21 protein-coding genes are annotated in these 24,046 nt (G+C 71.5%); 3 read left to right on the forward strand and 18 right to left on the reverse strand.

Translation table 11 applies throughout. The features are described from left to right. Window positions 1-15 precede the first annotated feature (15 nt). From ilvN to RKD23_RS11635, 4 genes are all read right to left on the reverse strand, one after another. On the reverse strand, window positions 16-540 hold the full coding sequence (ilvN, locus tag RKD23_RS11620; protein ID WP_424853610.1) for an acetolactate synthase small subunit: 525 nt from the start codon (window positions 538-540) through the stop codon (window positions 16-18). Window positions 541-561: 21 nt separating this feature from the next. Continuing rightward, entirely contained in the window at window positions 562-2,409 is a 1,848-nt protein-coding gene (locus RKD23_RS11625) for an acetolactate synthase large subunit (RefSeq protein WP_424853611.1), read from the reverse strand. A gap of 241 nt (window positions 2,410-2,650) precedes the next feature. After that, on the reverse strand, window positions 2,651-5,653 hold the full coding sequence (locus RKD23_RS11630; protein WP_424853612.1) for a putative bifunctional diguanylate cyclase/phosphodiesterase: 3,003 nt from the start codon (window positions 5,651-5,653) through the stop codon (window positions 2,651-2,653). Between the two features lie 413 nt (window positions 5,654-6,066). Further along, window positions 6,067-7,029, reverse strand: a complete 963-nt coding sequence (locus RKD23_RS11635) for a 2-hydroxyacid dehydrogenase (RefSeq protein WP_424853613.1) — start codon at window positions 7,027-7,029, stop codon at window positions 6,067-6,069. 76 nt (window positions 7,030-7,105) lie between these two features. On the opposite strand from RKD23_RS11635, the gene RKD23_RS11640 reads away from it, so the two are divergent. Both RKD23_RS11640 and RKD23_RS11645 read left to right on the forward strand, forming a co-directional pair. Further along, a complete protein-coding gene (locus RKD23_RS11640; RefSeq protein WP_424853614.1) occupies window positions 7,106-8,104 on the forward strand; it encodes an aldo/keto reductase in 999 nt (332 codons plus the stop codon). Window positions 8,105-8,462: 358 nt separating this feature from the next. Continuing rightward, a complete protein-coding gene (locus tag RKD23_RS11645) occupies window positions 8,463-9,668 on the forward strand; it encodes a PQQ-dependent sugar dehydrogenase (protein ID WP_424853615.1) in 1,206 nt (401 codons plus the stop codon). Here RKD23_RS11645 and RKD23_RS11650 read toward each other — a convergent pair. From RKD23_RS11650 to RKD23_RS11715, 14 genes are all read right to left on the reverse strand, one after another. Then, entirely contained in the window at window positions 9,665-9,889 is a 225-nt protein-coding gene (locus RKD23_RS11650) for a DUF6191 domain-containing protein (protein ID WP_424853616.1), read from the reverse strand. The two genes, RKD23_RS11645 and RKD23_RS11650, sit on opposite strands and share 4 nt — an antisense overlap. 48 nt (window positions 9,890-9,937) lie before the next feature. Then, window positions 9,938-13,165: a helix-turn-helix transcriptional regulator gene (locus tag RKD23_RS11655; protein WP_424853617.1), complete on the reverse strand. Its 3,228-nt coding sequence runs from the start codon at window positions 13,163-13,165 to the stop codon at window positions 9,938-9,940. A gap of 89 nt (window positions 13,166-13,254) precedes the next feature. Then, window positions 13,255-13,470 (reverse strand): hypothetical protein, encoded by a 216-nt coding sequence (locus RKD23_RS11660; RefSeq protein WP_424853618.1) that lies wholly within the window; start codon window positions 13,468-13,470, stop codon window positions 13,255-13,257. A gap of 180 nt (window positions 13,471-13,650) precedes the next feature. Next, window positions 13,651-14,226 carry a hypothetical protein gene (locus tag RKD23_RS11665; RefSeq protein WP_424853619.1) on the reverse strand — a complete coding sequence of 192 codons (576 nt, stop codon included), beginning with the start codon at window positions 14,224-14,226 and terminating at the stop codon, window positions 13,651-13,653. A 35-nt stretch (window positions 14,227-14,261) separates the two neighbouring features. Next, window positions 14,262-14,828 (reverse strand): GNAT family N-acetyltransferase, encoded by a 567-nt coding sequence (locus RKD23_RS11670; RefSeq protein WP_424853620.1) that lies wholly within the window; start codon window positions 14,826-14,828, stop codon window positions 14,262-14,264. Next, window positions 14,806-17,034: an MMPL family transporter gene (locus tag RKD23_RS11675; RefSeq protein WP_424853621.1), complete on the reverse strand. Its 2,229-nt coding sequence runs from the start codon at window positions 17,032-17,034 to the stop codon at window positions 14,806-14,808. Before RKD23_RS11675 ends, RKD23_RS11670 begins: the two co-directional genes overlap by 23 nt. Before the next feature lie 190 nt (window positions 17,035-17,224). Beyond that, window positions 17,225-18,156, reverse strand: a protein-coding gene (locus RKD23_RS11680; protein ID WP_424853622.1) for an IS5 family transposase whose coding sequence is annotated in 2 segments (ribosomal slippage) — window positions 17,225-17,784 and window positions 17,784-18,156 — 933 coding nt in all. Because the reading frame shifts where the segments join, the coding sequence is not laid out codon by codon here. A gap of 55 nt (window positions 18,157-18,211) precedes the next feature. Continuing rightward, window positions 18,212-18,559, reverse strand: coding sequence for a hypothetical protein (locus tag RKD23_RS11685; RefSeq protein WP_424853623.1), 348 nt, complete (start codon window positions 18,557-18,559; stop codon window positions 18,212-18,214). 104 nt (window positions 18,560-18,663) lie between these two features. After that, entirely contained in the window at window positions 18,664-20,178 is a 1,515-nt protein-coding gene (gene gatB / locus RKD23_RS11690) for an Asp-tRNA(Asn)/Glu-tRNA(Gln) amidotransferase subunit GatB (protein WP_424853624.1), read from the reverse strand. 15 nt (window positions 20,179-20,193) lie between these two features. Next, complete coding sequence (locus tag RKD23_RS11695) at window positions 20,194-20,433, reverse strand: hypothetical protein (RefSeq protein ID WP_404046124.1); 240 nt, start codon at window positions 20,431-20,433, stop codon at window positions 20,194-20,196. Then, window positions 20,430-21,923 (reverse strand): Asp-tRNA(Asn)/Glu-tRNA(Gln) amidotransferase subunit GatA, encoded by a 1,494-nt coding sequence (gene gatA, locus RKD23_RS11700; RefSeq protein WP_424853625.1) that lies wholly within the window; start codon window positions 21,921-21,923, stop codon window positions 20,430-20,432. The genes RKD23_RS11695 and gatA overlap by 4 nt, the downstream gene beginning before the upstream one ends. A gap of 6 nt (window positions 21,924-21,929) precedes the next feature. Further along, window positions 21,930-22,226 (reverse strand): Asp-tRNA(Asn)/Glu-tRNA(Gln) amidotransferase subunit GatC, encoded by a 297-nt coding sequence (gene gatC / locus RKD23_RS11705; protein ID WP_016432511.1) that lies wholly within the window; start codon window positions 22,224-22,226, stop codon window positions 21,930-21,932. Window positions 22,227-22,322: 96 nt separating this feature from the next. Further along, window positions 22,323-22,814 carry a cupin domain-containing protein gene (locus RKD23_RS11710; protein WP_424853626.1) on the reverse strand — a complete coding sequence of 164 codons (492 nt, stop codon included), beginning with the start codon at window positions 22,812-22,814 and terminating at the stop codon, window positions 22,323-22,325. Window positions 22,815-22,842: 28 nt separating this feature from the next. Beyond that, complete coding sequence (locus RKD23_RS11715; protein WP_424853627.1) at window positions 22,843-23,214, reverse strand: DUF4267 domain-containing protein; 372 nt, start codon at window positions 23,212-23,214, stop codon at window positions 22,843-22,845. 86 nt (window positions 23,215-23,300) lie between these two features. On the opposite strand from RKD23_RS11715, the gene RKD23_RS11720 reads away from it, so the two are divergent. Further along, on the forward strand, window positions 23,301-23,885 hold the full coding sequence (locus RKD23_RS11720; RefSeq protein ID WP_424853628.1) for a TetR/AcrR family transcriptional regulator: 585 nt from the start codon (window positions 23,301-23,303) through the stop codon (window positions 23,883-23,885). The last annotated feature ends 161 nt before the right edge of the window (window positions 23,886-24,046 follow it).

Raw genomic sequence — 24,046 nt, forward strand, 5'->3', positions numbered from 1 at the left:
CGCCCGTTCCGTTGCTTACGCCGACCGGTCGAGGGCGCGCAGCGACCGGTCCGTGATCGAGCGGGAGCCGCGGCCGATCGCGATGGTGCCGGACTGGACCAGCTCCTTGATGCCGAAGGGCTCCAGCATCTTCAGCATGGCGGACAGCTTGTCGCTGGATCCGGTGGCCTCGATGGTGACGGCCTCCGGGGAGACGTCGACGGTCTTGGCGCGGAACAGCTGGACGATCTCGACGATCTGCGAGCGCGTCTCGTTGTCGGCACGCACCTTCACCAGAACGAGTTCGCGCTGAACGGCCTGCGCGGGCTCGAGTTCGACGATCTTCAGCACGTTGACGAGCTTGTTGAGCTGCTTGGTCACCTGCTCCAGCGGCAGGTCCTCGACGTTCACCACGATGGTGATGCGGGAGATGTCGGGGTGCTCGGTGACGCCGACCGCGAGGGAGTCGATGTTGAAGCCGCGGCGGGAGAACAGGGCGGCGATCCTGGCCAGGATGCCCGGGGTGTTCTCCACCAGCACGGAGAGCGTGTGCTTGGACATGATCTTTTACGTCTCTCTCGCTCAGTCGTCTTCGTTGTCGCCGAAGTCGGGGCGGACGTCCCGGGCGGCCATGATCTCGTCGTTGGAGGTTCCGGCGGCGACCATCGGCCACACCATGGCGTCCTCGTGGACGATGAAGTCGATGACGACCGGGCGGTCGTTGATCGAGTTCGCCTCCTCGATGACCTTGTCCAGGTCCTCCGGGCGCTCGCAGCGGATCGCGTAGCAGCCCATGGCCTCCGACAGCTTCACGAAGTCGGGGACGCGGGTGCCGCGGGCGTCGGGGTTGACGTCCTCCGGGCCGGAGTGCAGGACGGTGTTGGAGTAGCGCTGGTTGTAGAACAGCGTCTGCCACTGGCGGACCATCCCGAGGGCGCCGTTGTTGATGACGGCGACCTTGATCGGGATGTTGTTCAGGGCGCAGGTGGTGAGCTCCTGATTGGTCATCTGGAAGCAGCCGTCGCCGTCGATCGCCCAGACGGTCTGCTCCGGCGCGCCGGCCTTGGCGCCCATGGCGGCCGGGACGGCGTAGCCCATCGTTCCGGCGCCGCCGGAGTTGAGCCAGGTGGCGGGCTTGTCGTACTGGATGAAGTGCGCGGCCCACATCTGGTGCTGGCCGACGCCCGCCGCGAAGATCGTGCCCTCCGGGGCGAGTTGGCCGATCCGCTCGATGACCGCCTGCGGGGACAGCGAGCCGTCCTCGGGCTGGTCGTAGCCGAGCGGGTAGGTGTCGCGCCAGCGGCTGAGGTCCTTCCACCAGGCGGTGTAGTCGCCCTTGTTGCCGTCGCTGTGCTCCTTCTGCACGGCCTGGATCAGGTCGGCGATGACCTCGCGGGCGTCACCGACGATCGGCACGTCGGCGGCGCGGTTCTTGCCGATCTCCGCGGGGTCGATGTCGGCGTGGACGATCTTGGCGTACGGGGCGAAGCTGTCCAGCTTGCCGGTGACGCGGTCGTCGAAGCGGGCTCCGAGGGCGACGATCAGGTCGGCCTTCTGCAGCGCGGTGACGGCGGTGACCGCACCGTGCATGCCCGGCATCCCCACGTGCAGCGGGTGGCTGTCGGGGAATGCGCCGAGCGCCATCAGGGTGGTGGTGACGGGCGCTCCGGTGAGTTCGGCGAGGACCTTCAGCTCGGCCGTGGCCTGGGCCTTGAGGACGCCGCCGCCGACGTAGAGGACGGGCCGCTTGGCGGCGGTGATCAGCTTGGCGGCCTCGCGGATCTGCTTGGCGTGCGGCTTGGTCACCGGGCGGTAGCCGGGCAGGTCCATGGTGGGCGGCCAGGAGAAGGTGGTCTTCGCCTGGAGGGCGTCCTTGGCGATGTCGACCAGGACCGGGCCGGGGCGGCCGGTGGAGGCGATGTGGAAGGCCTGCGCGATGATCCGCGGGATGTCCTCGGCCTTGGTGACCAGGAAGTTGTGCTTGGTGATCGGCATGGTGATGCCGACGATGTCCGCCTCCTGGAAGGCGTCCGTGCCGATCGCCTTGGAGGCCACCTGCCCGGTGATCGCCACGAGCGGCACCGAGTCCATGTGGGCGTCCGCGATCGGGGTGACCAGGTTGGTCGCGCCGGGTCCCGAGGTGGCCATGCAGACGCCGACCTTGCCGGTGGCCTGCGCGTAGCCGGTGGCCGCGTGGCCTGCGCCCTGCTCGTGACGGACCAGGACGTGGCGCACCCGGGTCGAGTCCATCAGCGGGTCGTACGCGGGAAGGATCGCACCGCCGGGAATGCCGAATACCGTGTCGGCGCCGACCTCCTCGAGAGAGCGGATGAGGGACTGCGCACCCGTGACGTGCTCGGGGGCGGACTGCTGTCCTCCGGATCGGGGCCGCGGCTGCGGATGGTGGGCCCCGGTGGCCTGCTCGGTCATCGGCATTCTCTTCTCGATGCTGAGGGTTTTTGCGAGGTTCGTGCGACTTGCGGCTGTTGTACAGGGCGTCCTGTGCAACAAAAAACCCCTCGTGCCATAAGGCAAGCGAGGGGAGCGCGCCGGGTGGGTCTGCCGGGAGTCCGGGTCGGTCCGGACGTCACCAGCTTCAGCCGACGCGCTTTCCAAGTACGAGAATTCGGGTGCGCATGGCACTGACCCTCCCCCCGGCGCGCACCTACTGTCAAGTGGGTGGGACGGGAGTCTCATTATGTGAGCGCAGGGCCGTCCCGCCACCGAAGATGGTGGTCACGCCCGAGGTCACTCCCGAGGTCACGCCGGTGGTCACGCCCTCGTAGCCGCGGCCGACCCCGCCCGCGAACGCGGGTTCGGCCGGGCCGTGCGGCACCGGGAAATGGCCGGAAGTGAGCGCCCGGCGCAGCCGGTACTCGTCCAGCGCCCCGGAGAAGGCCATGCCCTGTCCGTGCGTACAGCCCATCGCGCGCAGGGCGACGACCTGTTCCGGCAGGTCCACCCCGTCGGCGACCGACTGGAGCCCGAGATCACCCGCGATACGCAGCAGCCCGCCGGTGATCTTGTGCAGCCGCGCGGACTCGACGACACCCTCGACGAGACTGCGGTCCAGCTTCAGTATGTCGACGGGCAGCCGCCGAAGGGCGGTGATCGCCGCGAATCCATTGCTGAACCCGTCGAGCGCGACCCGTACGCCGAGCCGTCTGAGGGCGCTCAGGCGCCGCTCCAGCTCGTCCAGGGCGACTCTGGGGTCGGGGTCGGACAGTTCGATCACCAGCGCGCCCGAGGGCAGCCCGTGCCGGGTCAGCAGCGCCTCGACCGAGCCGAGCGGCAGGGAGCGGTCCAGCAGCCTGCGGGCGCTCATCCGGACGACGACGGGCACGGCGAGGCCGGTCGCGGCGCGCTCGGCGGCCTGCTCGACGGCCTCCTGGAGCACCCACCGGCCCAGCTCGGCGGTCTTCTCGCTGTCCTCGGCCACCCGCAGGAACTCCGCGGGCGTGAACAGCACCCCTTGCGAGGACCGCCAGCGTGCCTGCGCCGCGACCGAGGTGATCCGGCCGTCCTCCAGGCACACCACCGGCTGGTGCAGCAGGGTGAACTCGCCGTCGTGCAGCGCGGACCGCAGTCTCGTCGCCAGTTCCGCCTTGCGTACGACGTCCTGCTGCATCTGCGGCTTGTACAGCTCGACCCGGCCCTTGCCGGCCGATTTGGCCCGGTACATCGCGAGGTCGGCGTTGCGCAGCAGCTCGCCCGCGCCGAGGCCGGGCTCGGCGAAGGAGACCCCGATGGAGGCGGCCACGCGGACATCGTTGCCGTCGATCGCGTACGGCTGCGACAGCGTGAGCCTGAGGCGGTCGGCGAGCTCCAGGATGTGCCGTTCGCGGGCCACCCGGTCGCGGCCGCCGTCCCCGACGATCAGGGCCGCGAACTCGTCGCCGCCCAGCCGCGCCGCGGTGTCGGACTGGCGGACCGCCTCCTGGAGGCGGCGCGCGGCCTGGACGAGGAGTTCGTCGCCGGCCTGGTGCCCGATGGTGTCGTTGACCGCCTTGAAGCCGTCGAGGTCGATGAACAGCACCGCCGTACCGCGGTCGGTGGAGCGGCGGCCGGACAGGGCCTGCTGCACGCGCCGGGTGAACAGGGCGCGGTTGGGCAGGTCGGTGAGCGGGTCGTGCTCGGCGTTGTGCTGGAGCTGCGCCTGCAGGCGCACTCTTTCGGTCACGTCCCGGCTGTTGAAGATCAGGCCGCCGTGGTGGCGGTTGACGGTGGACTCCACGTTCAGCCAGCCGCCGTCGCCGGACCTGAAGCGGCACTCGATGCGGGTGGTGGGTTCGTCGGCCGGACTGGCGGCGAGGAAGCGGCGCACCTCGTGGACGACGCAGCCCAGGTCTTCGGGGTGGATCAGCTCGGCCAGTTCGCTGCCCACCAGGTCCTCGGCGGGGCGTCCGTAGACCCCGGCCGCGGCCGGGGAGACGTACCGCAGGACGCCGTTGGGTGCGGCGATCATGATGACGTCGCTGGAGCCCTGCACCAGGGAGCGGAAGTGGTTCTCCTTCTGCGCCAGCTCCTGGGTGAGGGTGATGTTGTCGAGCAGCATGATGCCCTGGCGCACCACGAGAGCGAGCACGACGGTGCCCGCGGTGAGCAGCACGAAGCGGTCGACGCTGCGGCCGTGCAGGACGTTGTAGAGGATGCCGAGGGTGCACACCGCCGCGGCGAGATACGGGGTCAGGGCCGCCAGTGAGCCCGTGATGGGCCGGGCCGCGGCGTAGCGGCCGGGTTCGTGCGGGGTGCGGTGGTGATGGTGGGTGCCGCCGCGCTGTCCGGGCAGGTGCTCGTGGACCACGCGCGTGTGCGGCTCCTCGTCGGGCAGCCCCGGCCGGGACGCGGCCCAGGGGGCGTACGCCAGCAGCAGGGAGCCCGCGAACCAGCCGGCGTCCAGCAGTTGGCCGGAGCGGTAGTTGTTGTGCAGCAGCGGTGAGGTGAACAGCGCGTCGCACATCACGGTCAGGGCGAGAGCGCCGATCGCGGTGTTGATCGCGGAGCGGTGGGCGCCGGAGCGCCGGAAGTGCAGCGCGAGCACCATGCTCACCAGCGCGATGTCGAGCAGCGGGTAGGCGAGCGAGAGCGCGGTGTGCGGCACGCTGGAGTCGTCGGCTCTCGCCGTCTGCGCGAGCGCCAGGCTCCACGACAGGGTGAGCAGCGAGCCGGCGATCAGCCACGCGTCCAGCGCGAGACAGATCCAACCGGCCTTGGTCACCGGCCGTTTGGCGAGCACCAGCAGGCCGACGATGGCCGGGGGCGCGAAGCACAGGAAGAACAGGTCGGCGTAGCTCGGGCTCGGCACGGGCCGGGCCAGCACGACCTCGTACCAGCCCCAGATCAGGTTGCCCAGGGCCGCCATCGCCGAGGAGAGGGCGAACAGCAGCCAGGCGGGGCGAAAGCGGACCCGGTGGCTACGGGCGTAGAGGAAACAGGAGACGGCCGCGGTGCCCGCCGCGGCGCTCAGTCCGAAGTCGCCCATCACCAGGGCGGCTTGCTCGGATCCCCAGCCGAGCGCGGAACCGACGGCGTATCCCGCGCACACCAGGGCCAGGCCGAGCTGGCGGCCGGGGCGCACCCCGCCGCCGACCGGCGGACGGTGGGGCGCCGACGCCGGTGCCGGCCGGCCACGCAGCGCTCCGTCGAGGGTGGTCGTGGGGGGCGGCGAACTCACCGGTCGCTCCCGGTCCGTGCCGCCCCCGCGCCCCTCGGCGTCCGGTGCGCGGAATGCGTCTGCCTCCTGCGGCCACTGTGCCTGCGGTGGCTGTTTCCGCTGCCGTGGCCGCTGTTCCTGCTGTGATTGCCGTGACTGCCGTGGCAGCCGCGTTCGTGCGCGGCCGCACGCCAGGGTCGCCGTCGGCGGCCTCGCCGCGTCGGATCGCTTGTCCATAGGCCGTGCATCGCCCGTCGCCCCCCTCACAGTCCGAAATGTCCGTCCCCGGCGCCGATCGTGCGCGGCGCAGCCCCTGTCGGGACGATACACCAGTCTCGTCACTCAGGGACATAGCTTCTCTACGCTCTGTGACGACCAGGGGTAACGCGAGCACCGCCCGCATCCGCAGGACTGCGGAGGGTGCCCGAACCGGATCACACGCCGGTCGCACTCGTCGTAAGGATCACGTTCGCCAGCGGCTCCCGGTTCACAAAACGGCGCAACTGCCCTACGAGGAGCCGCTTGGCGCGCGGCAGGAACGCGGACGTGGGACCGCCGACGTGCGGGCTGATGAGCACCCCGGACGCGCGCCACAGCGGGTGCCCCGTGGGCAGCGGCTCGGGGTCGACGACGTCCAGGGCGGCGGTGATACGGCCGCTCTCCAGTTCGGCGAGGAGGGCGCCGGTGTCCACGACGGCCCCGCGCGCGACGTTCACCAGCAGGGCACCGTCCTTCATCCGGGCCAGGAAGTCCTTGCCCACCAGGCCGCGCGTGCTGTCGTTCAGCGGTGTGGACAGGATGACGACGTCCGCGTCGGGCAGCAGGGAGGGCAGATCGGCGATCGGGTGCACGGGGCCGCGCTCCGTGGTGCGCGCCGAGCGTGCGACGCGCGCGACCCGCGCGAGCTCGAACGGCACGAGCCGGTCCTCGATGGCCGAGCCGATCGCCCCGTAGCCGACGATCAGCACGCTCTTGTCGGCGAGCGACGGGTGGAAGGTGCCCTGCCAGTGCTCGCGTTCCTGCGCGCGCACGAACGAGGGGATGCCGCGCAGGGACGCCAGGGTGAGGGTGAGCGCCAGCTCGGCGGTGCTCGCCTCGTGCACCCCGCGCGCGTTGCAGAGCTGTACGCCCGGGGCGAGATCGTCCAGGCGGGACAGGACGTCGTCCACGCCCGCGGTCAGCGTCTGCACCAGACGGAGGTTCGGCATCTGCGCGAGCGGCCGCACCTTCACCGGGTACCGCTTCATGTACGGCACGACGTAGACGGCACAGTCCGCGGGGTCGGCGGGGAACTCCTGGTTCCCGTCCTCGCCGCCGTCCCAGAAACGGTAGGTCAGGCCCTCGGGAAGGCCCTCGATCTCGTCCGGCGGGATCGGCAGCCACACATCGGAAGTCATGGTCAGGAGGCTATGCCAGGGATCCTCGGGCGCAGAGGTTAGGTTGGGGTGCCAAGAAAGGGAGGGTCACGACCACGTGGAGCGCAGGACGATCGGCGCGGAGGCACTCTCGGTGGGGGCCGTCGGGCTCGGGTGCATGCCGATGAGCTGGGCCTACAGCACGTCACGGCAGCGGGGCGAGGAGTCCCTCAGGGCGGTGCACAGCGCGCTCGACGCGGGCTCGACGCTGCTGGACACCGCCGACATGTACGGGCCGTTCACCAACGAGCTGCTCCTCGGGCGGGTGTTGAAGGAGCGGCGCGCGGACGCCTTCGTGTCGACCAAGGTCGGCCTGCTGGTCGGCGAGCAGCACATCGTCGCCAACGGCCGCCCCGGCTATGTGAAGCGGGCCTGCGACGCGTCCCTACGACGCCTCCAGACGGACGTCATCGACCTCTACCAACTGCACCGCGCCGACCCCGAGGTGCCGGTGGAGGAGACCTGGGGCGCCATGGCCGAGCTCGTGCAGGCGGGCAAGGTGAGGGCGTTGGGGCTCTGCGCGGTCGGCGTGCGGGGCAGCCGCCGCTCGGGGGCCCGCCTGTACGACGCGACGATCCGGCAACTTCAGCGCGTGCAGCAGGTCTTCCCGGTGAGCGCCGTGCAGGCGGAGCTGTCCCTGTGGTCGCCGGAGGCCCTGCGCACCCTGCTGCCCTGGTGCGCGGCCCGCGGCGTGGGCTTCCTCGCGGCGATGCCCCTCGGCAACGGCTTCCTCACCGGCACGCTCACCCCGGGCCAGGGATTCGAGCCGGACGACATGCGGGCCCGGCACCCTCGCTTCACCGCCGAGATGATGGCCGCCAACCAGCCCATCGTCGCCGGCCTGCGCCGGGTCGCCTCCCGCCACGGCGACGACGTGACCCCCGCGCAGGTGGCCCTCGCCTGGGTACTGACCCAGGGCCCGCACGTGGTGCCCGTGCCGGGGGCCAAGCAGGAGCGCTGGGTCGTGGAGAACGCGGGGGCGGCGGGGCTGCGGCTGACGGAGGGGGACCTGGCCGAACTGGCGGGGGTGCCTCAGGCACGGGGATCCTGGGACTGACGGGATCGGGCTCCACGGGTCCGGGGTCGCGGGAGACGGACGGGATCGCGTGCCGCGGGCCCGGGACCGCGGAAGACGGACGGATCACGCGCCACGGGCCCGGGACCGCGGAAGACGGACGGATCACGCGCCACGGGCCGGGGATGCCGGGACGACGGGATCGCGTGCCGCGGGCCCGGGATCGCGGAAGACGGACGGATCGCGCGCCACGGGCCGGGGATGCCGGGACGACGGGATCGCGTGCCGCGGGCCCGGGACCGCGGGAGACTGACGGGATCGCACGCCACGGGCCGAGGTGTCATGGATCGCCGGCGAAGCCGGTCGCGCGGATCGGGAACCTGAGGGGCGCGAGCGGTGTATGAGAAGTAGTAGCCGCCGCGTCGAAGGGACCAAGATCGTGCAACGTCGAGTCGGGACGGCCGTGCTGGCCGCGGCCGCGCTTCTGCTGACGGCCGGCTGCTCCTCGGACGGCGGCGGAGGGTCTCCGCCGGGCGGAGCGAGCAGCACGGCGTCCGGGGGGACGACGTCCGGGGCACCCTCCACCGGGACCGCCGAGGAGACCCCGCCCGCGAAGGGCTCGGTGAAGGTCGTCCGTACGGTCGCCGAGGGCCTGGACTCCCCCTGGGGGCTGGCCCCGCTGCCGGACGGCGATCTGCTGGTCTCCTCGCGCGACGAGGGCACCATCCTGCGGGTCGACGTGGAGACCGGCCGCAAGACCGAGCTGGGCGAGGTGCCCGGGGTGTCCCCGGAGGGCGAGGGCGGCCTGCTGGGCATCGCCCTGTCGCCGGACTACGCCTCGGACCACATGGTCTACGCGTACTTCACCTCCGCGTCGGACAACCGCATCGTGCGGATGCTGTACGACACGGACAAGCCGTCGGGTGAGCAACTGGGCGCTCCGGACACGGTGTTCAAGGGCATCCCCAAGGGCTTCATCCACAACGGCGGCCGGATCGCCTTCGGCCCGGACGGCATGCTGCATGTCGGCACGGGCGAGAGCGGCAACACCGGCCTGTCCCAGGACAAGGATTCCCTGGGCGGCAAGATCCTGCGGCTGACCCCTGAGGGCGAACCGGCGCCGGGCAACCCCTTCCCCGACTCCCCGGTGTACTCCTTCGGCCACCGCAATGTGCAGGGCCTGGCCTGGGACGCCAAGCAGCGGCTGTTCGCCTCGGAATTCGGCCAGGACACCTGGGACGAGCTGAACGCGATCTCCCCGGGCGGCAACTACGGCTGGCCCGACGCCGAAGGCCGCTCCGGCGAGGGCGACTTCATCGACCCGATAGCCCAGTGGCGCACCTCCGAGGCCTCCCCCAGCGGTATCGCCTACGCCAAGGGCTCCGTGTGGATGGCGGGCCTGCGCGGCGAGCGGCTGTGGCGCGTCCCGCTGAAGGGCACGGCGGCTTCGGCCGATCCGCAGGCCTTCCTGGAGGGCGAGTACGGCCGGCTGCGCACGGTGGTCTCCGCGGGCGGGGGCAAGCTGTGGCTGGTGACGAGCGAGACGGACGGCCGGGGCTCCCCGGAGAAGGGAGACGACCGGATTCTGGAGCTGGAGGTGAGCTAGACCTGCTCCGGCGGCCTCTCGGAGCGCTCCTCGCCCGACCGGCCAGAGTCCTCTTCCGCCTGCTGAGGCGCCCGGACGACCACCTTCCCGGACGCCAGGTCTATCGGCCCACGCCCGGGGTCGTTGTCCCCCACGTCCTCGCGGGTCAGCTCCAACCGCTTCCGCTCGTCACGGGTGTGCTTGCGGCCCGGAGCGAAGAGTTCCTCGAAGGCGTTGAACATCGTTCTCCCTTTCCGGGGCCGGGTGGCGGGGTGGCTCACCTCGTTCCATCATCGCGCAGGCGGGGAATCCACCGCCCCGGGAGCGAACAGTCCCAGCCGATGAGCCAGCGCCGCCGCCTCACCCCGGCCGGAGACGCCGAGCTTGGCGAGGATGTTGGAGACGTGGACGCTGGCCGTCTTCGGGGAGATGAAGAGTTCCTCGGCTATCTGGCGGTTGGTGCGCCCGGCAGCGACCAGGCGGAGCACATCGCGCTCCCGGCTGGTCAGCCCGAGCGCCTCGGCGGGGTCGGCGGGGGCGAGCGCCGCCGGTGCGGTGCGGTCGAGGGTGAGGCGGGCACGCCGGGCGAGACGGGTGACGCGGTCGGCCAGCGGACGGGCACCGAGGTGGCGGGCGGCGGCGAGGGAGAGACGCAGCAGCTCCGTGGCGCGGGCCCGGGCGTCGTCGGTGGCGCGGGCGGAGATGGCGTCGGTGGTGCTGTCGTGGATGTCGTCGGCGGGGCGGGGGCTGGGGCCGGTGGTGGTGCTGTTGGTGCGGGCACGGGTGCCGTCGCCGGTGGTCGGGCGACCCGGGTCGGTCGGCGTGTGGCTGTCCCGGTCGGTCGGCGTGCGGCGGGACTCGTCCGTGGGGGCCGTCCCCGCTGTGAGGAGGGCCTCGGCGAGGCGGTGGCGGACGCGGGCGAGGTCGTAGGGGCGTTCCAGGCGCTCGAAGGCGGTGACCACGGCCGACCAGGTGTCGGGGGTGTCCTCGCCCTGGGCGTGGGCGAGTTCGGCGCGGAGCCAGGCGTCGTGGGCGTGCCAGACGGGTGCGCCGGTGGTGAGTGTCCTGGTGGCCTCGCGGATGCGGGCGAGGGCCTCGGCGCGGCCGTCCTGGGCGGTGGGCAGAGTCCGGGCGTCGGCCTCGGCGACGGCGGCGTCCAGGAACAGGGGCCAGGCGTAGCGGTGGGTGCCCGGGGGGATGCCGGCGTCCAGGGCACGGGCGAGTTCGGCGCGGGCGTCCGGGAGCCGGCCTTCCGCGGCGGCGACGCCGACGGCGATACGGGCCAGGGGCAGCCACTGCTGCGGCATCCGGTCGTGGGAGCCGAAGTAGCGCTGGGCCGAGGACAGTTGGCCGACGGCCTCGGTCAGGTCGCCGCGGTCCAGGGAGATCTGGGCGAGGCACATGGCGGCCGCGCCGAGGGGCTTGGAGCCGAGGTCGCGGCGGGCCGCCTTCTGTGCGGCCTCGACGGCCTCGTCCCAGCGGCCGACGGAGTACAGGGTGTCGGAGAGGTTGGCCCAGGTCCACGCCTCGGCGACCAGCAGGCCGTAGCGCTGGGTGTAGCGGATGCCCTCCTCCAGCAGCGGGGCGGCCTCGCGGGAGCGGCCGACGGATTCGAGGGCGTGGGACAGGTTGGCGTAGGCGCGGCCGGCGACGTAGGGGACGTCTTCCCGGAGGGCCTGTTCCCTGACTCGGTCCATCTCGTCGAGGCCGGTGTCGACGTGGCCGGCGTCGACCATGAGTCCGCCGTGGGTGACGCGGGCGTTCAGTTCGATCTCGCGGGCGCCGACCATCCGGGCGTACTCCACGGCGCGTTCGGCGGCCGCGAGGGCCTCGGGGCCGGGCTCGTGGAGCATCGCCCAGCCGGCGACGCTGCCGAGCACCTCGGCGTGCACCTCGGACGGGGGCAGTCCGCGCAGGAGTTCCTGGGCGGTGCTCAGTTCGTGGTGTCCGTCGCCGCGGCCCAGGGACTGCACGAGCGTGGAGCGCTGGGTCCAGAACCAGGCGGCGCGCAGGGCGTCGTCGGGGTCGCCGTCGAGCAGGTTCAGCGCCCGCTTGGTGATCTTCAGGGCGCGTTCGCGTTCCCCGCACAGCCGCCCGGCGACAGCGGCCTCGGCCAGCAGGTCGAGGTAGCGCAGGGTGGTGGTGGCGGGGTCGCAGCCGCAGTAGGCCTCGGTGTAGTCGGCGAGCCGCAGGGCTGCGCGGGTGTCCTCGGGGGCGCTGTCCCACAGCTCCATGGCGCGTTCCAGGAGCCGCAGTTGTTCGGCGTAGGCGTGGCGGCGGCGGGCGGAGGCGGAGGCGTCGAGGACGGCGGGCAGGGCCTTGGCGGCGTCGTGCGCGTGGTACCAGTAGCTGGCCAGGCGGGTGACGCGTTCGTCGGCGGGGACGAGCGTGGGGTCGGCTTCCAGGGCCTCGGCGTAGCGGCGGTTGAGGCGGGCGCGTTCGCCGGGCAGCAGATCGTCGGCGACGGCCTCGCGGACCAGGGAGTGGCGGAAGCGGTAGCCGTCCCCGTCGGGGGCCGGGGTGAGGATGCCGGCGTTCACGGCGGCGCGCAGGGCGGTGATGAGGTCGTCCTCGGCGAGCCGGGCGACCGCCGCGAGGAGCCGGTGCTCGACGGTGGAGCCGCCCTCGGCGACGATCCGGGCGACCTGCTGGGCGGCGTCGGGCAGGCTCTCGACGCGGACCAGCAGCAGGTCGCGCAGGGAGTCGGTGAGGCCGGTGGGGCAGCCGTCCTGGGCGGCGACGGCGAGTTCCTCGACGAAGAAGGCGTTGCCGTCGGAGCGTTCGAAGATCGCCTCGACCTGTGCGGGGTCGGGTTCGGTGGCGAGGATGCCGGCGATCTGACGGCCGACCTCCTCGCGGCTGAACCGGCCGAGTTCGAGGCGGCGTACGGTGCGCAACCGGTCGAGTTCGGCGAGCAGGGGGCGCAGCGGATGGCGGCGGTGGATGTCGTCGGAGCGGTAGGTGGCCAGGACGACGAGGCGGCCGGTGCGCAGGGTGCGGAAGAGGTAGGCGAGGAGATGGCGGGTGGAGGTGTCGGCCCAGTGCAGGTCCTCCAGGGCGACGACGACCGTGCGGTCGGCGGAGGCGCGTTCCAGCAGTCGGGCGGTGAGTTCGAAGAGGCGGGCCGTGCCCTCCTCGTCGTGCCGGCCGACTCCGGTGTCGCCCAACTCGGGCAGGAGACGGGCGAGTTCGTCCTCCTGACCGGAGGCCGCGGCGGCGAGTTCGTCCGGCAGGGCGCGGCGCAGGGCGCGCAGGGCAGTGGAGAACGGGGCGAAGGGCAGTCCGTCGGCGCCGATCTCCACACAGCCGCCGAGCGCGACGACGGCCCCCGCGCGGGCGGCGGCGTCGGTGAACTCCTCCACCAGGCGGGTCTTTCCGACTCCGGCCTCGCCGCCGACGACAAACGCCTGCGGCTCGCCCGCGGCAGCGCGGGCGAGCGCATCGTTCAGCGTGTCCAACTCCTGGGCGCGGCCGATGAACACGGGACTGACGGACCTGGTCTCCACGAGGGTGAGCATCGCACGGTGATCGAAGTGCGGTGCACCCATTTCATGGAGCTCCGGGGTCGGCAGGTCCCGCGTCTGCACGGCAGGCCCGCCGGCCGTGCTCACGCGGTGCGCGGTGAACGCAGCCGGCGCGGGCGGCGGCTATGCGACTCCGCCTCGTCGGGGCGTACGCCGGCCAGTCCTGCCCCGGCCGCGCGGCGCTCGGCCTCGGTGCGGGCGGCACGGCCCTGGCGGACGGCCTCCCGGGCCAGGCGCTCGTGGTCGGCCCGGCGGATCAGCTCGGCGGAACGCAGCTGCTGGATCTCGTACTCGAACATCTCGTCTCCCTGGTGAAGGCCCGGTCTCCGGTGCTTCCGGAGCCCGGTTCGGCATCGCTCGGTGCGATGACTCAACCTTCGTCTCCCAGGGGGGTCCGCCACATCGGGAGAGTTCCGCATCTTCCGAGGTGGGAGGGGCCTTAGACAGGCCTGAGGGGCCTCAGGCCGCGTCTAAGGCACTTATGCGGCGGGCAGGCCCAGCAGGACGTCCGTGTACTTCAGCACGGCCAGCAGCAGGCCGACGACGCCGAGGGAGATGCCCGCCCAGGAGACCGACTTGATCCAGGGCGCCTGCGGCCTGCCGGGCGCACCGAAGGCGGGGCGGGCGAGCACGACCACGCCGGTGATCAGTGCGGCGAGCGCGAACAGGCCGGCCCACAGGGCGCTGGCCTGCCAGGCGTCGCCGTAGCCCTCCTTGACCATGGTGGCGACGCTGGACGACGACGAGGTCTCCAGCTGGCCCATGAGCGACTCGCGCGCGGAGGCTACGGTGCCGATCCAGCCACCGGTGAGGGAGACCAGACCGAGGGCGGCGGAGACGACGGCCCCGGCGCCCTGGCCGACCCCGGAGGGACCCGCCTCCGCCTCCTCGTCGGCGGAATCCTCCACGGCCTCGGCTTCCGCGTCCTCCATGGCCTTCTCGGCCTTCTCGGCCTCTTCAGCCGAGGCATCGTGCGCCTCGGTGTCCGCCACGGTCTCGGTGGTCTCAGTGGTCTCGGTCGTCTCGGCCGTCTCGTCCTCAGTCTTCGTTCCCATGCCCCGCACCGTACGGACGGAGTCTGAGAGGGGCCTTAATGATCGGCGAGGGCCTCACGGGCCGTCCGCCACTCGGGGGCGAGGAGCGACCAGACCTCCATGTCCAGCCGTACGCCGCGATGCGGATAGCTCTCGCGCTGCACGCCCTCCCGGGTCATGCCCAGGCGGCGGGCGACGTTGATGCTGGCCGTGTTGCCGGTGGCGGCGATCCACTCGACGCGGTGGATGCCGCGGTCGAGGACGACATGGTCGAGCAGCACCCGCATCGCGCGGGTGACCAGGCCGCGCCCGGTCGCGGCGGGCTCCAGCCAGCAGCCGACCTCGCAGTTGCCCTGCGCGGCGTCGAAGTTGAGGGTGAGCACACCGCCGACGAGCTTGCCGTCGAGCCAGATGCCGTGCAGGGCCGCGGTGTCGGCGGCGCGCCAGTCGGCGTACCGCTGGAGCGACTCGCGGGCCGAGGCCACGTCCGTGGCGCGTGAGCCGAAGGGCACGTACCGGTTGATGAACTCCCGGCCCCGCTCCAGGTGGGTGAGGAACTCCTCGGCGTGCCAGGGCTCCAGCGGGCGCAGTTCGGCCCCGTCACCCAGCGATATCGCGTACATCCTGTTTCCGCTCCTCTTCGAACTCGGCCGCAACTTCGGCGAGCTTCTCATGGGCGGCACGGCACTCGGGCGGTTCGATGCTGATGCGGGGCAGCCGCCGGTCGAGCCAGCGGGGCAGCCACCAGTTGGCGCCGCCGAGCAGATGCATCAGGGCGGGCACCAGCAGCGTACGCAGGACGAAGGCGTCGAGGGCGACGGCGGCGGCGAGCGCGATGCCGAACATCGCGATCACCCGGTCGCCGCTGAGGACGAACGCGAGGAACACGGAGATCATGATGACCGCCGCGGAGTTGATCACCCGGCTGGTCTCGGCGAGGCCCACGCGGACCGCGCGCCGGTTGTCGCCGGTCTCCAGCCACTCCTCGTACATCCGGCTGACCAGGAAGACCTGGTAGTCCATGGACAGCCCGAACAGGACCGACACCATGATCACGGGCAGGAAGGGTTCGATGGGGCCGGCCCGGCCGAGGCCGAGCAGTTCGCTGCCCCAGCCCCACTGGAAGATCGCGACGACGACCCCGAAGGCGGCGGCGACGGCGGCGACGTTCATGACGGCGGCCTTCAGCGGGATGCCGATCGAGCGGAAGGCCAGCAGGAGCAGCACGCAGCCCAGGCCGATGACGACGCCGACGAACAGCGGCAGCTTGCCGACGATCACGTCCGCGAAGTCGTCGTAGCCGGCCGTGACTCCGCCGACGTGCAGGTCGAGCGAGGTGCCGGACTCGGCGCGCGGCAGCACCTCGGCGCGCAGCCGGTCGACGAGCTCGCTGGTCTGCCGGGACTGCGGCGAGGACTCGGGTACGACGGTGAGGTACGCGGTGTCGCCGCCGCTGTTGTAGCTCACCGGGGTCACCGCGGCGACGCCGTCGGTGGAGCGCAGGGTGGCGTCGAGGTTGTCCAGGGCGAGCCTGTCGTCGGCGCCGTGCACCTTCCCGACCAGGGTGAGCGGGCCGTTGACGCCGGGGCCGAAGCCGTCGGCGAGCAGGTCGTAGGCCTGCCGGGTCGTGGAGGTCTCGGGGTTGTTGCCCTGGTCGGAGGTGCCCAGGCGCAGGGAGAGCGCGGGCAGGGCGAGCAGGGTCATGACGACGAGGGCGAGGGCGCCGAGCTTCTTGGGGTGGCGTTCGACGAAGGCCGACCAGCGTGCGGCGAACCCCGTGGGGATCTCGGGCTGGGGCCCGTGCTCGGCGAGGCGGCGCCGTTCGCGACGGCTGAGCGCCCGCATGCCGATCAGTTTCAGCAGCGCGGGCAGCAGGGTCACGGAGGCGGCGACGGTGAGGACGACGGTGAGCGAGGCGGCGATGGCCACGCCGTTGAGGAAGCTCAGGCGCAGTATCAGCATGCCGAGCAGGGCGATGCACACGGTGGCGCCCGCGAAGACGACCGCACGTCCGGTGGTGGCGACCGCGGTGGTGGCGGCCTCGGTGACGCTCAGACCGCGTTTGAGGCCGCGGCGGTGCCGGGTGACGACGAACAGGGCGTAGTCGATGCCGACGCCGAGTCCGATCAGCATGCCGAGCATGGGCGCGAAGTCAGCGACGGTCATGGCGTGCCCGAGCAGCGCTATCCCGGCGTAGGCGGTGCCGACGCCGATCAGCGCGGTGGCGATGGGCAGCAGTGAGGCGGCGAGCGAGCCGAAGGCGAGGAACAGCACGACCGCGGCGACGACCACCCCGACGATCTCGGCGAGATGCCCGCCGGAGGACTCGGTGAGGGCGATGGCGTTGCCGCCGAGCTCCACCTGGAGCCCGTCGGTCTCGGCGCCCTTCGCCGTCTCGACCACGGCCTTCACCTGGGCGGCGTCGAGGTTCTCGGTCGACTGCTCGAAGGTGACGGTGGCGTAGGCGGTGTGCCCGTCCTCGCTGATCCGGTCCGCGCCGTGGCCGCCGTACGGGCTGGTCACGGAGGCGACGCCCGGCAGCTCCTCCATCTCGTCGAGGGTGCGGGTCATGGTCTGCTCGACGTCGGCGGCGCGGACGCTGCCGGATTCGGTGTGCCAGACGACGGTGTCGCTGTCCCCGCCGAGCCCCTGGAAGCCGTCCCCCAGCAGTTGCGTGGCGCGGCCCGACTCGGTGCCGGGGACCTCGTAGTTGTTCGAGTACGCCGTTCCGGCGACGGTGGCCGCGGCGGACACTCCGCCGAAGGCGAGGAGCCACAGCAGAACGGTGACGAGGCGGTGCCGGACACACCAGCGTGCAAGGGCTGCCACGAACCTGCTCCCAGAGACGACCGTTTGTGAATCTTTGACCGGGAACAGTCGTTCATGAACCGAACAGCCCGCAAAGAACGTATGAGCAATGCCTAGTCACTCTTACAGGCGGAAATGATCCTTTGGTCTGTTCGTGGGGTTATTCACAGGAGTGGGAGCCAAGTCACAGCCCTAGGCCATGTTTCTCGGATCATGTTCTGAGCCAGACCATGAGGGCCGCGACGGTGACAGTTCCGAGATAGGTGTAGGCGCGTTTCTCGTAGCGTGTGGCGACGGCGCGGAAGCTCTTCAACCGGTTGATGGCGCGCTCGACGGTGTTGCGCTTCTTGTAGAGCTCGCTGCCGAACTCGGTGGGCCGGCCGCCGCGGGAACCTCGGTTCTGCCGATGTCTTTGCTGGTCGAGACGTTCCGGGATGGTGTGTGGGATTCCGCGTCGTCGCAGGTAGCGGCGGTTGCCGCGGGAGGTGTAGGCCTTGTCCGCCAGGACGCGGTCGGGCCGTTTGCGAGGTCGCCCGACCCCGACACGCGGCACGGAGACCTCCTCGAGCACCCGCGCGAGCTGGGGGCCGTCACCGTAGTGTCCAGGCGTCAGGACGAAGGCCAGAGGCCTGCACCGTCCGTCGGAGACGAGATGGATTTTGGTGGTGAAGCCGCCTCGGGAACGTCCCAGACACTCGCCGACCTGACCACCTCCTCCAGCCGGACCGTCAGTTTCCGCAACACCGGATCGACCTGGTTCGTCCCTCGCTCGGCCCCCTTTTGAGAGACCGCGGCGGCCGGTGTCTTCCTCGCGCCGGCGGCATGCTGGTGGGCACGGACCGCGGTCGAGTCCACCGACACCTCCCAGTCGATCTGGCCCGCGGCATCCTGGGCAGCCTGGATGCGTGACAGCAGCATCTTCCACGTGCCGTCCGCTGACCAGCGGCGATGCCGCTTGTAGACCGTTTCCCAAGGCCCGAACCGCTCCGGCAGATCCCGCCACTGCACCCCCGTTCGCACCCGGTAGAGGACACCGTTGATCACCCGACGGTGATCACTCCACCGGCCCCCACGGGCACCACCAAGAGGTAAGAACGACTTCAGCCGATCCCACTCCGCGTTCGTCAGGTCACCACGGCCCATGCAGCCAGCGTGGACCCAACTCCCCGCTCGTGTCCGGAGATCCGATAAACACCGCCTAGTCGAACTGGTCGCCGAGCGCCATCACCGTCACCCCGGCGATCAGCAGCCACAGCGCCCGTCGGGTGCGGCCGCGGGAGCCGATGAGCGCGGCGGTCGCGCAGACCACGGCGCCGAGGGCGTAGGCGGCGGGGACCAGCGCCGGGACGGCGCCGCCGGTCGCCCGCAGAGCGGCCGCCGCGCCGCCGGCGAGGGTCAGCAGGGCGCCGCTTCCGGTCGCGGTCCAGCGCGCCCGCCGCGCCTCCTGGGCGGGGTGCTCATCGGCGCTCTCGGCCGTCGCCACCGTCTCGGCTGTCGCCGCCGTCTCGGTTATCCCCACCGTCTCGGAATCCACACGTCCGTTCATGGCGCGGGAGCGTAGCGCCTGGCCGCCGCGGGCATGCCACAGGCCCTGGGGAAACGGGTCCCCAGGGCCTGTACGCGAGGACGGTTCAGCCCTCGCCGGCGGGCTCAGCCCTCGCTGACGCCGAGCTTCTCAAGGATCAGCTCCTTGACGCGGGCCGCGTCGGCCTGGCCGCGGGTGGCCTTCATGACCGCGCCGACCAGGGCGCCGGCCGCGGCCACCTTGCCGCCACGGATCTTGTCCGCGATGGCCGGGTTGCCGGCGATGGCCTCCTCGACGGCGGTGGTCAGGGCGCCCTCGTCGGAGACGACCTTCAGACCGCGCTTGTCGACGACCTCGTCGGGGGTGCCCTCGCCCGCGAGGACGCCCTCGATGACCTGGCGGGCCAGCTTGTCGTTCAGGTCGCCCTTCGCGACGAGCTCGGTGACGCGGGCCACCTGCGCCGGGGTGATCGCCAGCTCGTCGAGCGCCTTGCCGGATTCGTTGGCGCTGCGGGCCAGCTCGCCCATCCACCACTTGCGGGCGGAGGCGGCGTCGGCACCGGCCTCGATCGTCGCGACGATCAGGTCCAGCGCACCGGCGTTCAGGATCGACTGCATGTCGGTGGCGGAGATGCCCCACTCGGCGAGCAGCCGGGTGCGGCGCGCCAGCGGCATCTCCGGGAGGGCCGCGCGGATCTCCTCGACCCACTCACGGGACGGGGCGACCGGGACGAGGTCGGGCTCCGGGAAGTACCGGTAGTCCTCGGCCTCCTCCTTGACCCGGCCCGAGGTGGTGGAGCCGGTGTCCTCGTGGAAGTGGCGGGTCTCCTGGATGATCGTGCCGCCGGACGAGAGCACGGCCGCGTGGCGCATGATCTCGAACCGCGCCGCACGCTCCACCGAGCGCAGGGAGTTGACGTTCTTCGTCTCCGAGCGCGTGCCGAACTTCTCGGTGCCGTGCGGACGCAGCGACAGGTTCACGTCGCAGCGCATCTGGCCCATCTCCATCCGGGCCTCGGACACGCCGAGCGCGCGGATGACCTCGCGCAGCTCACGGACGTACGCCCGCGCGACCTCCGGCGCACGCTCTCCCGCGCCCTCGATCGGCTTGGTGACGATCTCGATGAGGGGGATGCCGGCGCGGTTGTAGTCGAGGAGGGAGTGCGAGGCGCCGTGGATACGGCCCGTCGCGCCGCCGACGTGGGTCGACTTGCCGGTGTCCTCCTCCATGTGGGCGCGCTCGATCTCCACGCGGAAGGTCTCGCCGTCCTCCAGCTGCACGTCGAGGTAGCCGTTGAAGGCGATCGGCTCGTCGTACTGGGAGGTCTGGAAGTTCTTCGGCATGTCCGGATAGAAGTAGTTCTTCCGGGCGAAGCGGCACCACTCGGCGATCTCGCAGTTCAGGGCGAGGCCGATCTTGATGGCGGACTCGACGCCGGTCGCGTTGACGACCGGGAGCGCGCCGGGCAGGCCGAGGCAGACCGGGCAGGTCTGGGTGTTGGCGTCCTGGCCGAGGGCGGTCGAACAGCCGCAGAACATCTTGGTCTTGGTGCCGAGTTCGACATGGACCTCGAGGCCCATGACGGGGTCGTACGACGCGAGTGCGTCCTCGTACGACACCAGGTCGGTCGTGGTGGTCACGGTGAAACTTCCCTCTCAGCCCAGCAGGACGTCGTCGTCGCCCAGCCGCTTCAGCTCGCGGTAGAGGATGGCGAGGCCGGTGACGATCGCGGCGGCGGACACGGCGGCATCGACCAGACGGAGCGTGTCGCTCTCGGAGCGGGCGAGCTTCGCCTGCTTCGCGACGCTGAACGCACCGAACGCGGTGGTGGCCATGGACAGGTACAGGCCGTTCTTGGACTTCTTGAAGCCCTTGGCCTTCGACAGCTTGCTCACAGCGACGGAGCCTCCTCCAGCAGCGGGTGGCCCCACTTTTCCACGAAGGCGGCCTCGACGGCGGCGCCGACCTTGTACAGACGCTCGTCCTTCAGCGCCGGAGCGATGATCTGCAGGCCGACCGGGAGGTTGTCCTCCGGGGCGAGGCCGCAGGGCAGCGACATGGCGGCGTTGCCGGCGAGGTTCGTCGGGATCGTGCACAGATCCGCGAGGTACATCGCCATCGGGTCGTCGGCGCGCTCGCCGATCGGGAAGGCGGTCGTCGGCGTGGTCGGCGAGACGATGACGTCGACCTGCTCGAAGGCCTTCTCGAAGTCGCGCGTGATGAGCGTGCGGACCTTCTGGGCGCTGCCGTAGTACGCGTCGTAGTAGCCGGAGCTGAGCGCGTACGTGCCGAGCATGATGCGGCGCTTGACCTCGGGGCCGAAGCCCGCCTCACGGGTGAGGGAGGTGACCTCCTCGGCGGAGTGCGTGCCGTCGTCGCCGGTCCGCAGGCCGTAGCGCAGGCCGTCGAAGCGGGCGAGGTTGGAGGAGCACTCGGAGGGCGCGATCAGGTAGTACGCCGACAGAGCGAGGTCGAAGGACGGGCAGTCCAGCTCGACGATCTCGGCGCCCAGCTCCTTGAGGAGCTCGACCGACTCGTCGAACCGCTGGATGACGCCGGCCTGGTAGCCCTCGCCGCGGAACTGCTTGACCACGCCGACGCGCATGCCCTGCACGCTGCCGTTGCGCGCGGCCTCGACGACCGGCGGGACCGGGGCGTCGATGGAGGTCGAGTCGAGCGGGTCGTGCCCGGCGATGACCTCGTGCAGCAGGGCCGCGTCCAGGACCGTGCGAGCGCAGGGGCCGCCCTGGTCGAGGGAGGACGAGAAGGCGACCATGCCGTAGCGGGAGACCGCGCCGTAGGTCGGCTTCACACCGACCGTGCCGGTGACGGCGGCCGGCTGGCGGATGGAGCCGCCGGTGTCGGTGCCGATGGCGAGCGGGGCCTCGAAGGAGGCGAGCGCGGCGGAGGAGCCGCCGCCGGAACCGCCGGGGATGCGGGTGAGGTCCCAGGGGTTGCCGGTCGGGCCGTAGGCGCTGTTCTCGGTGGAGGACCCCATGGCGAACTCGTCCATGTTGGTCTTGCCGAGGATGACGACGTCGGCGGCCTTCAGCCTCTTGGTGAGGGTCGCGTCGTACGGCGGGATCCAGCCCTCGAGCATCTTGGAGCCGACGGTCGTCGGGATGCCCTCGGTGGTGAAGATGTCCTTCAGCGCGAGCGGGACGCCGGCCAGCGGGCCGAGCTTCTCGCCGCGGGCACGCTTGTCGTCGACGGCGCGGGCCTGCGCGAGTGCGCCCTCGCGGTCGACGTGCAGGAAGGCGTGCACCTTCTCGTCGACGGCGTCGATCCGGGCCAGGTGGGCCTCGGTGACCTCGACGGCCGTGAGCTCGCCGGAAGCGATCTTCTCGGCGATCTCGGCGGCGGTGAGCTTGATGATGTCCGTCATGGCTTCTTAGTCCTCCCCCAGGATCTGCGGCACCTTGAAACGCTGCTGCTCCTGGGCCGGGGCGCCGGAGAGCGCCTGCTCGGGGGTGAGCGACGGACGCACCTCGTCCTTGCGCATGACGTTCGTCAGCGGGAGCGGGTGCGAGGTCGGCGGTACGTCTTGGTCGGCGACCTCGCTGACGCGGGCGACCGCGCCGATGATGTCGTCCAGCTGGCCGGCGAAGTGATCAAGCTCTTCGGGCTTCAGCTCCAGACGCGCCAGCCGGGCGAGGTGGGCGACCTCCTCGCGCGTGATGCCAGGCATGCAGCGATCCTCTGGGGTGAGTGTGTGTGGTTTGGGGCCAATCCTAGGGGGCAGCGCCCTGTACCCGTTAAACGGTTTCCCCTGCGCCGGGCCGCCTCACCGGCGGCCTTCCCAGGCGGGGCTGCGCAGGAAGTGGTTGTCGTACAGCTCCTGGACCTCCAGCAGGCTCTGCGGGCCGACCTCGCCGAGGCGTATGCGCTGCAGATGGCGGAAGTAGTCGAAGCGCTCCACGCCGGGTGTGATGACGATGAGCAGGTCGGCGGTGCTGCCGGGGGCGGCGGCGAAGGCGTGCGCCCGGCCCGGCGGGACGATCACCAGGTCACCGCGCTCGGCGGTGACCACGTCGTCCCCGGACAGCAGCTCGGCCTCGCCGTCCAGCAGGAAGAACATCTCCGCGGAATTGCGGTGCAGATGCGGCTTGGCGCCGTCGGCGCCCTCCCCCAGCGTGACCCGCACGGTGGACAGCGCCCCGCCGGACGCACTGCTGTCGGCCAGCAGCTTCACGGCGAACGGGCCCGCGCCGAGCGTCTCGGCGTCGGCGTCCCGGACCAGCACGGTCTCGTCGAACTCGGGCACGAAGAGCGACATGTGACTTCCCCCTGATGCGTGTGGTGGCTCAGACCGCGAACAGCAGTCCGGCACTGATGATCACAACGACCGCGGTGGCGAAATGAATCCCGTACGCGACCGCCTTCGTACCGCCGTGGCGCAGGACTATCAGCGTGTCGAACAGCGGGATGATCGCGACGCAGAGCATGAACCATGCCTCGGCCCGCGCCCCGGCGAACGCGAGCAGCGCCAGGCCCATCACTCCGAAGGTCGCGTCCCGCAGGCCCTTGATCGCGAGGTAGGCGGACGCGTCGCCGCCGGGGTCGGCGGGGACGCCGTAGCCGACGGCGGAGGAGCGGGGCTGCAGCAGGAACCGCAGGCCGATGAAGAGCACGAACAGGTCGAGTACGGCGGCGAGGGTGTACGCGGTGACGGTCATGCGAGCTCCTTGCTAGCAGCGCTAGGGACGAGAGCGAAGCTAGCACAAGCAGCGGCAGAATTGCTAGCACTGCTAGAATTCCTGGCATGTCGATCCAGAAGCGCCGGGAGCGCGAACGAGCGGAGCGGGAGCGGCTGATCGTGTCGGCCGCCCGGGAACTGGCCGAGGCCGAGGGCTGGGACGCGGTCACCACGCGTCGGCTGGCGGCCGAGATCGAGTACAGCCAGCCCGTCCTGTACAGCCACTTCAAGGGCAAGGACGCGATCATGGCCGCGGTGGCCGTGGAGGGGTTCGCGGAGCTGGCCCTGCAGCTGCGGTCGGCCCGCGTCGGTGCCGAGGGCGCGAGGGCCGCGCTGGCGGCTGTGGGCGCCGCCTATACGGCCTTCGCCCGGCGGCAGCCCGCGCTGTACGACGCGATGTTCACGCATCGGGTGGACCTGCCGTTCGCCACGCCCGAGGCGCCGCCGGCCCTGCGGGAGGGTTTCGGCGAGCTGCTGCTGGCCGTGGGGCCGATCGCGGCCGACCGTGAGGACCCGCGCCTGCTCACCGAGACCTTCTGGGCGGGCCTGCACGGCCTGGTGACCCTGATGCGCAGCGGCCGGCTCCCCGAGGAGGCCCACGACCAGCGGCTCGCCCTGCTGATCGGCCACTTCACGGCGGCAGCGGGGTAGGGCCTGCCTTCCGGATCAGCCGGCTGCAAAAGGGCTACCGCGTCCTGGCCGGCTGCGAGGGGCTCCGCGTCCTGGCGGGCTGCGAGGGGCTCCGCGTCTTGGCCGGGGCGGCCGAGGTCAGCTGCGCCCAGCCGCAAGGCCGGACGGCAGGCCCTGGCTGC

Source organism: Streptomyces sp. SAI-170 (assembly GCF_049739565.1).
GTDB lineage: Bacteria > Actinomycetota > Actinomycetes > Streptomycetales > Streptomycetaceae > Streptomyces.

Excerpts from the sequence above, each read along its gene's own strand:
- ilvN (WP_424853610.1), bottom strand. The coding sequence starts at position 540 with ATGTCCAAGCACACGCTCTCCGTGCTGGTGGAGAACACCCCGGGCATC.
- RKD23_RS11625 (WP_424853611.1), bottom strand. The coding sequence starts at position 2,409 with ATGACCGAGCAGGCCACCGGGGCCCACCATCCGCAGCCGCGGCCCCGA.
- RKD23_RS11635 (WP_424853613.1), bottom strand. The coding sequence starts at position 7,029 with ATGACTTCCGATGTGTGGCTGCCGATCCCGCCGGACGAGATCGAGGGC.
- RKD23_RS11645 (WP_424853615.1), top strand. The coding sequence starts at position 8,463 with ATGAGAAGTAGTAGCCGCCGCGTCGAAGGGACCAAGATCGTGCAACGT.
- RKD23_RS11650 (WP_424853616.1), bottom strand. The coding sequence starts at position 9,889 with ATGTTCAACGCCTTCGAGGAACTCTTCGCTCCGGGCCGCAAGCACACC.
- RKD23_RS11655 (WP_424853617.1), bottom strand. The coding sequence starts at position 13,165 with ATGCTCACCCTCGTGGAGACCAGGTCCGTCAGTCCCGTGTTCATCGGC.
- RKD23_RS11660 (WP_424853618.1), bottom strand. The coding sequence starts at position 13,470 with ATGTTCGAGTACGAGATCCAGCAGCTGCGTTCCGCCGAGCTGATCCGC.
- RKD23_RS11665 (WP_424853619.1), bottom strand. The coding sequence starts at position 14,226 with ATGGGAACGAAGACTGAGGACGAGACGGCCGAGACGACCGAGACCACT.
- RKD23_RS11670 (WP_424853620.1), bottom strand. The coding sequence starts at position 14,828 with ATGTACGCGATATCGCTGGGTGACGGGGCCGAACTGCGCCCGCTGGAG.
- RKD23_RS11685 (WP_424853623.1), bottom strand. The coding sequence starts at position 18,559 with ATGAACGGACGTGTGGATTCCGAGACGGTGGGGATAACCGAGACGGCG.
- gatA (WP_424853625.1), bottom strand. The coding sequence starts at position 21,923 with ATGACGGACATCATCAAGCTCACCGCCGCCGAGATCGCCGAGAAGATC.
- gatC (WP_016432511.1), bottom strand. The coding sequence starts at position 22,226 with ATGCCTGGCATCACGCGCGAGGAGGTCGCCCACCTCGCCCGGCTGGCG.
- RKD23_RS11710 (WP_424853626.1), bottom strand. The coding sequence starts at position 22,814 with ATGTCGCTCTTCGTGCCCGAGTTCGACGAGACCGTGCTGGTCCGGGAC.
- RKD23_RS11715 (WP_424853627.1), bottom strand. The coding sequence starts at position 23,214 with ATGACCGTCACCGCGTACACCCTCGCCGCCGTACTCGACCTGTTCGTG.
- RKD23_RS11720 (WP_424853628.1), top strand. The coding sequence starts at position 23,301 with ATGTCGATCCAGAAGCGCCGGGAGCGCGAACGAGCGGAGCGGGAGCGG.